Raw genomic sequence first — 12,299 nt, 5'->3', positions numbered from 1 at the left:
CGTTGTTTATAGTTCTAACGCTTTGGTACTCAATTTGTATTTACGGGTTACCTTATTTGCTCCTCCGATCGCAGACTCGTTAAAATTCACTTCCAAGTCGATTACACCTTCATTTAGGTCATAGGTTCCCGAACCACTGATACCAATTTCAAAGAACTCCATATCTTTTCGTTCTTCAGCGGATTCGGTTTTCTTATAGATTTTTACCTGTTGTTCTTTTACAGTCACTTTACCGATTTTATCATTATTCTCATTTGGTAAAAATTGCAATACCTGATCGACATTTATACCAGCCGTTTTGATGTTTGTTGAGCCGATTTTATCGCTGTAAAGCGTGACCATCTGGAATAGGTTTACCCCGCTATCTGTCACATAAGGATTGGTAAAGCCCATATAAGTTGTGTCTGTTAATGACACGGTAGGATAGTGTGCTCGGATACGTTTGCCCCAGGTTTGAGTGGCATCATCGAAGCGGTAGATATAGAGTTCAAAATAAGCATCTGTACTGGTAAATGCAGCTACGGCATTATATGGCTTAGCAACAGACTCGGGCTCAGGAGTCACGGTACTGTCCTTGCTACAGGACATGGTAAAAAATAAGATGCTGAAAATAGTGACTAGCTTGGATAACTTAAGGATTGCTTTTAAACTGTTCATGTGTTGTTTTATTAATTTGTGTTTTATTGAGTGATTAATAGCCAGCATTCTGTCTCATCAGTGAATTGGAGAGTACAGACTGTTGTGGAATAGGCAGTACCATATGATCATTTGGATAAGTGACATTACAGTTTGCACCAGTACAGTCATTGCGCATAACGGATTGACCTCTACGCATCAGATCCAGGTATAAGAAGCCTTCAAGACAGAGCTCACGACGACGTTCGTCAAGGATCTCCTTGATCAGTAGGTCTTTTGTGTTGAAAAGATAAGCGCCGAGCTGCGGATTACCGCGTAGTCTGATGACATTTAGGTCTGAAATAGCTTCATTAGCATAGCCAAGTTCAGCTGCCGCTTCGGCATGAATCAAATATATTTCGGAAAGACGGATCAACTTGACGCTTGTTACTGCAGTTTGTATAGTTGGATATTTAAATATTCCACCCTGAGCACGCACATCATTTTGCCCATACAAATGGATTAGATCCTGACTTGGTCCAAACTGATAGTAGGAGTTGCCTGAATCATTGACATAATAACTACCGATTGAGTTACTGGAATAATTGCTCGGCACAGCCAATTCGAATATAGATTCTTTGGTGTTGGCCTGTTTCCAACTGTCGATATACTCAGCATTGGTATATAGCGAATAGTTCGCTTTGAGCAGTTCGGCACATAGTTGGTAAGCTTTTTCCCAATCGTTGCGATTTAATGCTAACCGGGCTTGGAGTGCTTTACTTGCCTGTAAGCTCATATATATTTTGGCATTGCCTTCAAATATAGCTTTGCTATTGGCAAATAAAGAATCAGCGAGGGACAGATCAGCCTGTATAAATTGATATACATCTGCCACTGTGGAGCGTGCAATCTGTGCCTCATTGGGTACAATTGTCGTTTTGGCCAATATGATGCCCGGATGTGAAGCATTTTCGGTGTAACGATAAGGCTGCGCATATAACTGCACAAGATCGAAATGAACCAATGCCCGCAGACCATAGGCCTGGGCCATTACGTTATTGCGTTCGAGTTCACTGACATTCTGCATCGCTGGGACACGCTTTATGATATTATTGATTGCATTGAGTAGCGTATACTGATAACTGTATAGACTGTTCATCGAACCATTTTCGGCATCTGTCTCAAAGGAATAAACATCCGAAAGTGTCGTTTTGCTCGCTACGGTAAACGTTAAGTTTCCGCCAAGCAGGTCTGGGTAAACCATACGCAAGCCATTGTAGTAAGTTGACTGAAATAGGTCTTCGTAAACTCCCGCCAAAGCCGATTTAGCACCCTGCATATCTGAAAAAAGCAGGTCGACCGATACTTTGTTTTCCGGTTCTTTATCTAAAAATTTTGAACAGCCCGTTGTGCCCAAAGTGACAAGAAAAGCAATACTTAGCGTCTTTATGTTCATAGCTCAAATTATTAAAGGATTAAAGTGTGGTGCGTAGGCCAATCGAAAAATTACGTGTCTCGGGATAGACAAACCTATACTCGCGGATACCGTTTCTGCCAGCGGGGCTTTTGTCTTTGAACCAGTAAAGTACATTTGTAACATTGAAGCTCAAAGCTGTCTGCCCTATGCCGATGCGCTTGGTCAATCGATCTGCCAGGCGATAGCTTAAGGATACGTTGCTCAGCTTGAGATAAGTCATGCTGTACAAATAGCGGGAGGAATTGTTGAGTGGTGAGCTTGAATTAAGTTTGGGGATTGCAGTGATATCGCCCGCATTCTGCCAACGATCCAGTAGGTTGACCGACATATTGGAGTTTGCCAGATTATTGCCATCCCGTAAGTAGGTTGTCGATGCAAACTTGTTGCCACCAAGGTTATACTGTATATTGAAGGTGAACTGAAAACCCTTCCAGCCCAGATTGTTGATGATACTTCCTTGAAAATCAGGCATCGAATTGCCTAGTAATTGGTAAGCGTTTTGACCCATTGCCCGTATTTCAGTCCGATTTAACAGCTCTCCATCTGGGGTATAGAATTGTTCCACTCCGGTGCTTGGATCTACACCGCCCCATTTGATACCCCAGAGCGAAGTTGAACTGTATCCCACACGCTGACCTATACCTACATTATCGGAGGAGTTTGCTGCATATTGTTCAATGAGTGGATTATTAAAGGAGGTCACCTTATTTCTATTCCAACCACCGATAAGGGTACTGTTCCAGGTTATCTTAGACTGTTTAAGCCATTGATAGGCAATGCTTAAATCGAGCCCTTGATTGTACATATTGCCCGAATTGACTGGCATTTTGCCATATCCTGTTTCTAATGGCACACTGATGTCTGTAATGAGATTGCGGATATTATTCCGGTAAAGGTCTAATACAAGACGCAATCTATTGAAGGCATTCAAGTCAAAACCGAAGTTGAATTTGATATTCGTTTCCCAACCTAGATCTGGATTTTCGGCAGCAGAAGAAGAGGGAGTTGCACTCATTTGCCCACCATAGGTCACGTTGTTTAAATCATAAAGCCCTCTGGAAGCATATGATCCGATCCGCGAATTCCCTGTGGTTCCGAAGCTGGCTCGAAGACGTAAGAAATCAATTGCTGCAACGGGTTGCATGAATTTTTCGTTGCTGATATTCCAGCCTAATCCAAGCGCTCCATTGAGTGCGACCTGTTTGTCGCCACCAAACATGGACGACTGATCTGCACGGCCACTCAGAGAAGCATAAAATCGCTTGTCATAGTCGTAATTCATTTGTACATAGTTGGATACTGTCGCATCCGAGATTTTAGAGGAAGACGACTGTGTCGAACTTGCGAGGCCGAGTGAGATGACCCTATCGTAAGTAAAGCCGGTACCTTGGCCCACTAATAATTTGCTGTATTGATCTTTTAGTTCTATCCCCGCAATACCAACAAAACGATGCCCGTTTTGCCATTTTGGGCTATAGGTTAACTGTAACATGGAGGTCCAGCTGTACGTCGTGCGATCGTTGATTCGGAGGCGCCCATCTTTAGCTGTGGAAGCACCGGCTATGCCTGAAAGAAAAGTTTCCTGCTTGGATTGCAGCATATTCCCGCCGATAGCTCCGCGCAGGCTTAAAAAGGGTAACAGTGCATATTGCAGTTCAATCCGTGCAGTCCCTGTAAAAGCCAAGGCTTTATCTGTATTTTCAGCCAGCGCTGCGACAGGATTCACGAGCCCTAAGAAGGTACTGTAAGTTCCGTCTTCCTTGTAGGGATTTATATTGGGAGGCATGTAAGCAGCATTTGCAAATTGGTCGAGCCCCTCACGCTGCATCAGTGTCGGCGATATAGTCGTGGTCATTTGCAGTTTATCACTAAACTGATTGTAATAACGCATGGAGCTTGTGTATTGCTTCAGTCCATTTCCCGGACTGGCATTTTGTTGATTTCGGTAGCCCATAGAGAGGTAATACGTATCGTTACCTTTTCCGCCCGAAAGTGATAGATTTACATTATCATAGCGTGCATTGCGTGAAGTCAGTCCAAACCAATCTGTATCAATGGTATTGCTACCCGCCAGACGCGTTGCTTCACTCTCGGTTTTGCCCGTATTGATATGGAACTCCCGTAGTAGCTCATAGTATTGCGGCCCGGAGAGCAATTTCATCCGATTGATAAATGTGGATACACCGGTATTGTATGACGCTGTCAACTGCGGTTTGCCGCTCCGCCCAGACTTGGTGGTGATTAAAATCACACCGTTTGCTGCATTAGCACCATAGATTGCGGTTGCGGCAGCATCCTTAAGTACCGAAATGGATTCAATATCTAACGGATTGATTCCTGCAATTGGGTTCAGCAATGTTTCGCCATTAAAAAGCGAACTGGCGTCGCCAATCTCCTGTTCTTGGACAACGACACCATCCACCACGTACAAAGGCTGCGATGAGGTTGATCGTCCAGTATTGCTTGTCAGGTTTGTCAATGTTCCCTGTCCTCGGATATGGAGCTTAACGGATGTGCCCAAGGAAGTGCTGGGTTCGACATATAATCCCGGTACCAATCCTTCCAACATCTTATCGACACTCTCTATAGGGCGATCGGCCTGTAAATCCTTTGCGCTGACGGTATAGACACTTCCGATCATCTCTTCGCGCAGTTTAGGCGCTTCGTAAGTACTGCTGACGAATACTTCTTCAAGCTGTTGATCTAAAGGTGACAGATTGATCTGCTGTACAGCGGTATCCACCTTGAAGTCGTAATTCTGATAACCTAAGTAACGTACGCCTATTCCCTCGCCGCGATTTTCGGCTGCTGTCAGTATGCGATATCGCCCTAAACTATCGGTGAAATAGGTTTTGTTTTCTTTGCGTAGCATAATAGTCGCACCGGCCATAGGTAAGCCTGTTTTGGCATCTTTCACTACACCTCTTAATTGTATGGGTTTTGGCGCCTTGCTGACGGCTATCAGATTTGAATGTTTAATCCGCTGAAAGCGCAACTGAAGCGTTGAAGCAAGTCTCGACAAATACGTATCGATATTCTCTTTTGCTGTCGGAAGTGGAACGCGTCGCTGCAGTCCGATGGATGCATCGTAGGAAAAATGTACAGCATGTTGCTGCGTCAGTAATTGAAAAGCAGTTTCCAAACTCCCTTGGTTGGAAGCATTTTGAGCTGAAACAGCGCCAGCGAATAATAGAAAAAAAGTATTCAATAAACAGGTTCGTCTTACTGTTTTTTTAATAAAGCACATAGGTATCTGTTGCTATTTTTTTTGATGACAATTCTTTTGAAAAACAAATCGCGGCGAGTGCGGTCTCAACAGGCAGCTTCTCAAAATGCCCGCTATACCGCCATCGTGCATTTGGTTTGCTGAGAGAGATGTGGATACCATAATATTGCTCCATTTTTCGCGCGACTTCAGCAAAAGAAGCATTTTGAAAATGCAAAATACCTTCTGCAAAATTATTGATCTCTGTTGGCGTAAATTTATCGAGATGGATCTCCTGATTTGTGACATACCCCTGTTGTCCTGGACTGAGTAGGGCTTGTTTGTTGTTTAAGTGGTTGGTCAATTTAATTTTTCCAGAAAACAAACTGACTCTGGTATTTTTAGTGTCAGCTTGTTCTACCAAAAACTGTGTTCCTAATACTGTTACCAAGGTATTGCCTGTTTTTACAGCAAATGTGCGATCAGGCTTTTTTGCAATGTTAAAGCGTGCATCGCCATCTAGCAGGACATACATTGTATCCTTACGGAAATGTTTGGGGTATTTTAGTTTACTACCACCCATCAACGTAATCTGGCTGCCATCAGTTAGATTGACTTTAACCATTTTGCCATTTTGGGCGACGACACTGAGCCATTGTTCAGCGGAAACTGTATTTACAGCTAAAGTACGCTGAGGTGAGTCTTTGTAGAAAAACTGACGGAATGTAAATGCTCCTATGAGCAGGATTGATGCTGCGGCGATCCAGCGCCATCTCGTTGTCAGTCTTCGAGTTTTTGTAGGCACTTTGCTTTCGAGTGTCGCAAATAGTTTGTCTTTTTCAACTTGATATTCCGTTTCGGTGATATGCATTTTTAGGGTATCGAGCATCTTTCGCGCGTCTGCAACAAGATCCAATTTATCCGGATTTTCTGCGATCCATGTATCCCAAAAATGAATTTCCTGTTTATTTGCGGTTCCATTATGATAAGACACAAAACTCTCGTCACTGAGCAAATCAACGCTGTCGTTATAAATTTTTTTCATGTATATATGAAGGTAGAGGGAGCAATTCCGTTTTTTTACCGGATTATTTTTATTTTTTTTCTTTTAAAATCTTAACAGATTCATATACAATGTTATAGATTGTGCGCTGACTATTGCCTGTTTTGGAAGCGATCTGTTCATAGGACATATTTTGAAAAAACCTAAGGTCAATCACCTGTCTTTGTTTAGGTGTGAGGGATTCCAATGCTTTTGATAGACGCGCAGTGGTTTCGTTTACGGTTTCCTGTTGTATGAGTAAAGCTTCATGTGAAGGTGTATTATCATTGGGCTGATAATTTCCTGAATTTAATTTTTCATTCAATACGCGATGGTCATTCAGGACACGGCGTAGCCATGTCATTAAATAAGACTTGATATTATCAACATCGGGCAGACGGTCACGTTTTTCCCATAGTTCTAAAAAAAGATGTTGTATACCGTCTTTTACGGCTTCGCGCGAATACCCCAACATAACGCCATAAGCGAAAAGCTCTCGATATACTAAGTCATATAAGGATTCAAAAGCTTCAGAAGAACCTTTTAATGTAGCTGTCCAATGTTGTTTCATGGTAAGAATGGCGCAAATCTACATTTTTATTTAGAATAATTACAAATAAGATTCTCGTTTGTATTTTTTTTGAATAAATATTTCTAGAAAAATGAAGGAATAGATTGGCATCTGCTATATGATTTGGCCTGTTTATTTCGTCAGATTTTTTGTACTGTTCTTAAATTTTTGGCATATAGATGGCTATTTTTTTGCTTTAGCAATCATAAGGTGTGGTTACTTTTTTGTTCTGTGCTCCCACCTGGGCTCGAACCAGGGACCAAAAGATTATGAGCCTTTTCTTCGGTACCTTATTACTAATTGGAAGAGCTTGGATGCTGCTTTGATAACGTAGTTAGTCGAATATTTTTTACTTATCAAAATTTGGCTCAGTTACACTATCTTTACAAAATTTGTGATAAAAATTGTCTCCTCCGATTTTAGGTTTACATTCTGAACTTTGTAGATGGAAAATAATTAATGGAATTAACAGTAGTTTAATATTGGGTTTACCTTGTGTAGGTTAATTTTGGAAGATGAAAGTTCGGTTTTCTGAAGTAAAATAGATCTAATGATTTGCTAAATCGAAATGAGCATTCTCGAAGAATTAATAAATAAAAAACATCAGGCGCTGAAAAAAATAGTTGTTTGCTATGGCCAAGAACTGTATAGGTTAGCTTTTCGTATCGTGAAAAATCAGTTTGCGCCCTTTATACATATGAAAAATAATAGACTATATATGAAAAAATTACTGCTGTCTTTGATGCTCTGTTATGCTACAATTGCTGGAGCGCAGACCGATCGTGTAAACGTCTTCTTGGGATCTTCCGGCGACCACGGCCAGCTTTCACCAGCGGCTTCTTCTCCTTTCCATCAATTGAGCATTGTGCCTTATACTAATCCGGGAACGCATACGGGCTATGAGCATCTTGCCAAGGAAATTAAAGGCTTTACACACAATCGCCTTGAGGGAGTAGGTTGTATGGGCAGTGGTGGACTGATTCTTATTAGACCATTTATAAAAAATGATATAAAGCCGCTGAATAAAATTGACGAGCATGCCCAACCTGGGTATTATGCTTTAAAAACCGCAGAGGGTATTCAAGTTGAAGTGGCTGTGAATAATGATTTTGGTCGTGAACAATATACTTTTCCCGTGGGTAGAAAAGGTTTTTTTATTGATTTGGGGCATGCTTTCAATGGCGCTTTTGTTGACAATGAATTTACACAGGAGGGTAATCTGCTATTCGGTAAAGTACGTGCAAAAACGACCTGCCATGTGGGAACATATACCATTTATTATGCGCTGGAAATTCCTACAGCGAGCGGATGGCGAAAGGAGGGGAACAAAATCTGGGTAGACCTGAAGGAGGAAAGCCTTATAGCAGATGTCAATATTGCATTTTCGGCTGTGGATCAACAGGACGCAAGAAAGACACTTGCAGAATATGATAAGCTAGATTTTTCAACGGTAAAAAAACGTGCAGCTGATCGTTGGAAAACTGCCCTGTCGGTACTGCAGGTAAAGGGCGATTCGGATAAGGTAGATTTATTCTATTCCTTGCTCTACCGCAGTTTACAATCTCCTTTTGTTATCAGCGATGAGCAGGGAAATTTTAGGGGAACAGACGGGAAAATACATCGTTCCAAAGAAACACGTTATCATGGATGGGCAATTTGGGACAATTATAAAACACAACTACCGCTTTTGGAGCTGATAGATACTGAAATGTATGAGGGCGTTGTCTCCTCGATTGCAGACCTGTACCGTTATGGGAAATTTGACTTTGCAGGAGCTCATGAACCAGCAAATTCGGTCCGGACAGAACATGCCGCTGTCGTTCTTTTGGATGCGGTCAAGAAAGGATATCGGGTCGATATTGATGGAATAAAAGATTCGTTAATACACGATACCCTGCGCTATGATTTTAAGAAACCGGACAAGTACCTTGAAGCATGTTATGATATGTGGGCAATGTCCAAGCTTTTTCCGCAGAACAGCAAAACCTATCTGGAGCGAGCAAAATCATATCAGGCAATTTGGAATAAAGATTTTAAAGACCTGACCAAACGGGATGTCGACCGTATGTCGGCACGGGATATGTATCAGGGAACAATTAGGCAATATCGTTGGAATGTACCTTTTGATGTTATGGGATTAAGAAAGCTAGCAGGTGGTGAAGAAAATTTCACACAGCAACTGGATGAGTTTTATGACGGTTATTATTTCAATAGGGCGAATGAACCGGATATGCAATCGCTGACCTTATATAATGCGAGTAAAACCCCTTGGCGCTATCAGGAGTGGATACATCGAATTGCATTGGACACCATCATACAATATTACTTTAATGACAACAGCCGTGGAATCGGAGCACATATCGACCGGATCTATAAAAATGAGCCTAAAGCCTTTGTAAGAACCATGGACGACGATGCTGGTGCTATGTCGAGCTGGTGGGTGCTTTCTGCGATCGGATTGCAACAACCTTTGGTCGGGGAACCTATTTTTTATATCAGCGTGCCATTTTTTGATCAAATCAGATTGGAAAATAAAGAGAATCCACTGACCATTGAGGTGCCGAATCGAAGCGACAAAACGCGTTATATCAAATCGATTAAGTTGAATGGAAGGGATTTGAAGAGGTTATGGATCACACATGAAGAGCTTAGAAAGGGAGGGACGCTGCAGATTGAATCGTCGGAAATACCAACCGATTATGGAAGGGATGATCCTTGGATAAGTCACATGGACAACAATTAAACATGATCTGATCAGAGATTGTAGACTAAATTGGCGTTTTTTACTACTTGGAGATTTAAAAGTACTGGCCAAAGAGATTGGAAAATCGATGACCAGTTAATTCGCTCCTGAATGGAATGGCTTTATACTAAAATAATTCAGTTACAAAATTTGCGATAAAAACTACGAAACTCAATAGTTGTTAATATCAAAGTACGATTGATCAGAGAGTCAGAGTTATTTGGCTACTTTTATTTGAGGTATTGAATCTGCGATTGGAGAGATCAAGACTGTATTTTCAAGGTGTAAATTTCTATATACTTTTGGGGTCAGACCTTTATGGTTTTTAAAAAATTTGTTTAAATGGCTTTCATCGGTAAAACCAAATTCATATACGATCTGCGATAGTGAAACGGTCGGAACAGTTAATCGAGTTTGAATTAAGTTTATGCGGTATTCGTTGACATAATTTCGATAACTTATACCAAACTTTTTTTTGAAATAATCACTGAAATAACTATTCGCAATAGAGAAGTGAGCGGCGATGTTTTTAATCTGAATAATTGACGGTTGGTAGATATGTTGATGTATGAAGGAAATGAGCTCTTCTTTACCGGGCTGACCATTGTCAATTCTTATATGAAGTTTAGCAGCAGCTTCGCTAATTAAGACTAAGATAGATCGTATCTGATAAAATATGAGCGCTGAACGAGAGATATCCTTCGAAAATTTGTACAATACTATATTCTCAATAATATTTCGAAGTATAGCATTGGAAGGTTCATCTATTTTTAATTTCACTTCCTTTAATAACTTATTCTTCATTATTCGGACAGGTTCATATAAATTGAAATTATCTACTGTATGCTGTGAGTGTTCTGACAGATATGCGTCTGTGAACTTTATAAATGTGAAGTGAGTACTTTTGTTTATCTCAAAATAATGTTCGTCTTCTGGACTTATTATAAACAGATCTCCTTCCCCATATTGAAACCTATTATTGTTCAGTAAATGAATGCCACTACCTTTGTGGATATAAACCAGTTCATAATAAGTATGGCTATGAAGGGGTAAATGAAAAGTCTTTTCTTCATAATCATGAATAACGAGTTGATCAAACTGTATTTTCTTCATTTTAAAAAGTGCTTACGATAAAAATACAAAAAATACCTTTAAATATACCTGGGCGTGGCGCCGGTAATATGCAATCTTTGTAATAGAAGATTTATCATTTTGTATCAATTACTTTATTTCACATTTATGCAAGATAACATTGATTTTTTGCCTTTTATTACGGGCTCTTTTGCCAAACCAGCTTCTGAGAATCCAACTGTAATGATGATTGAAGCAGCTTATAGATATCACAGTATCAACGCTCGTTATCTGAATTGCGAGGTTGAGCCTATGCATCTGGCAGATGCTATCAAAGGAGCAAAAGCCATGGGATGGATTGGTTTCAATTGTTCTATTCCACACAAAATAGCGGTCGTTCCATATCTTGATGAATTAGGAGGCTCTGCACGATTGATAGGTGCGGTTAATACTGTAGTTAGAAGGGGGGACCTTTGGATAGGTGAGAATACAGATGGAAAAGGATTTTTAAAAGCGCTAGAAATTATTGAAAATCCTAAGGACAAGTGTATTACAATATTTGGTGCTGGAGGAGCTGCTCGCGCAATTGCAGTTGAATTGGCGTTAGCGGGAGCCCATACAATTATTATTGTAAATAGGGACAAATCTAAAGGTGAAGAACTTGCCGATCTGATAAATAGTAATACTAAAACTAACGCGTTATTTAGTTGTTGGGAAGGAAGGTATAAGATAAAATTATCAACGAATATTTTGATCAATGCAACTAGTGTAGGGCTGTTTCCCAATGTGGATCAAAAACTCGATATTGAATTTGATCTTATCGGAAAGGAGATGATTATCGCAGATGTTATACCCAATCCCCCAGATACTCATTTTATAAGAACCGCTCGAGAAAAGGGATGTAGCGTTTTAAATGGTCTTAGTATGCTCGTTAATCAAGGCAGAATAGCAATTAAATATTGGATGGATATGGACGTCGAGCCTTCTGTTATGCATTCAGCGTTGGCCAATGTTTTAAAAATACACTAATGATCAAATTTAAACGTGTAGATCATATACTCATAAGTGTTCCTTTAGGCGGGCTAGCTTCAGCGCAAAGGTTTTATGCTGAGATATTGCGTTTGAATCAAATCCTTGGTAATCATCCCAGGGGGGCTATTTGGTTTGAAATCGGAGATATCCAGCTTCATATTCGTGAAGAAAAGTACCATCAAACAAATTCTGATATACATCCTGCGTTTGAAGTTTTCGACTTATCCCATGCTAAATTATTTTTGAAGAATCAGAATATAATCGTAAAATACTCGTCCAAGATAGATGGTCGAGAACGATGTTTTTTTCGAGATCCATTCGGAAATAGGTTTGAATTGATCGAATATCTAAGGTGCTAATATAGTGTAAACTTTACAGAAAAGGTATTATTTCCACGTCGTAGGTACCATCTGATTTCTTGTGGTGTTCATAAACTTTTGCGCTGACGGTTGCTATAGTTTTTTCTTTAGCAGGTGAAAAATCCCGTTAGATATCTTTTTACGTGAAGTTCAATAAAAAACTATGCAAAACAGGCCGAAATGG

The 12,299-nt window shown here is 40.4% G+C and carries 9 protein-coding genes; 3 read left to right on the top strand and 6 right to left on the bottom strand.

Annotated elements, in window-relative coordinates; all coding sequences use genetic code 11:
• Nucleotides 1-6: 6 nt before the first annotated feature.
• The 5 genes from CBM24_RS21810 to CBM24_RS21790 are packed head-to-tail and all read right to left on the bottom strand — an operon-like array spanning nt 7 to nt 6,910.
• Nucleotides 7-657 carry a hypothetical protein gene (locus CBM24_RS21810; RefSeq protein WP_145330124.1) on the bottom strand — a complete coding sequence of 217 codons (651 nt, stop codon included), beginning with the start codon at nt 655-657 and terminating at the stop codon, nt 7-9.
• Between the two features lie 34 nt (nt 658-691).
• Nucleotides 692-2,071, bottom strand: a complete 1,380-nt coding sequence (locus CBM24_RS21805; RefSeq protein ID WP_088162725.1) for a RagB/SusD family nutrient uptake outer membrane protein — start codon at nt 2,069-2,071, stop codon at nt 692-694.
• Between the two features lie 19 nt (nt 2,072-2,090).
• Entirely contained in the window at nt 2,091-5,300 is a 3,210-nt protein-coding gene (locus CBM24_RS21800) for a SusC/RagA family TonB-linked outer membrane protein (RefSeq protein WP_157698570.1), read from the bottom strand.
• Nucleotides 5,301-5,325: 25 nt separating this feature from the next.
• Nucleotides 5,326-6,342 carry a FecR family protein gene (locus CBM24_RS21795; RefSeq protein WP_088162723.1) on the bottom strand — a complete coding sequence of 339 codons (1,017 nt, stop codon included), beginning with the start codon at nt 6,340-6,342 and terminating at the stop codon, nt 5,326-5,328.
• A gap of 49 nt (nt 6,343-6,391) precedes the next feature.
• A complete protein-coding gene (locus CBM24_RS21790; RefSeq protein WP_088162722.1) occupies nt 6,392-6,910 on the bottom strand; it encodes an RNA polymerase sigma factor in 519 nt (172 codons plus the stop codon).
• Between the two features lie 718 nt (nt 6,911-7,628).
• Here CBM24_RS21790 and CBM24_RS21785 point away from each other — a divergent pair.
• On the top strand, nt 7,629-9,653 hold the full coding sequence (locus CBM24_RS21785) for a glycoside hydrolase domain-containing protein (RefSeq protein WP_198385977.1): 2,025 nt from the start codon (nt 7,629-7,631) through the stop codon (nt 9,651-9,653).
• Between the two features lie 216 nt (nt 9,654-9,869).
• On the opposite strand, the gene CBM24_RS21780 is transcribed toward CBM24_RS21785, so the two are convergent.
• Nucleotides 9,870-10,766: a helix-turn-helix domain-containing protein gene (locus CBM24_RS21780; RefSeq protein WP_088162720.1), complete on the bottom strand. Its 897-nt coding sequence runs from the start codon at nt 10,764-10,766 to the stop codon at nt 9,870-9,872.
• 126 nt (nt 10,767-10,892) lie between these two features.
• Between CBM24_RS21780 and aroE the strand changes: the two genes are divergently transcribed.
• The gene (gene aroE, locus CBM24_RS21775) at nt 10,893-11,753 is read left to right on the top strand and encodes a shikimate dehydrogenase (protein WP_088162719.1); all 861 of its coding nucleotides are present in this window, start codon (nt 10,893-10,895) and stop codon (nt 11,751-11,753) included.
• Nucleotides 11,753-12,115: a phage portal protein gene (locus CBM24_RS21770; protein WP_088162718.1), complete on the top strand. Its 363-nt coding sequence runs from the start codon at nt 11,753-11,755 to the stop codon at nt 12,113-12,115. Before aroE ends, CBM24_RS21770 begins: the two co-directional genes overlap by 1 nt.
• Nucleotides 12,116-12,299: the final 184 nt, after the last annotated feature.

It is taken from the genome of Sphingobacterium sp. G1-14 (genome assembly GCF_002196555.1).
In the GTDB taxonomy this organism is placed as follows: Bacteria; Bacteroidota; Bacteroidia; order Sphingobacteriales; family Sphingobacteriaceae; genus Sphingobacterium; species Sphingobacterium siyangense.
This window is presented reverse-complemented; position numbering and strand designations above follow the sequence as displayed.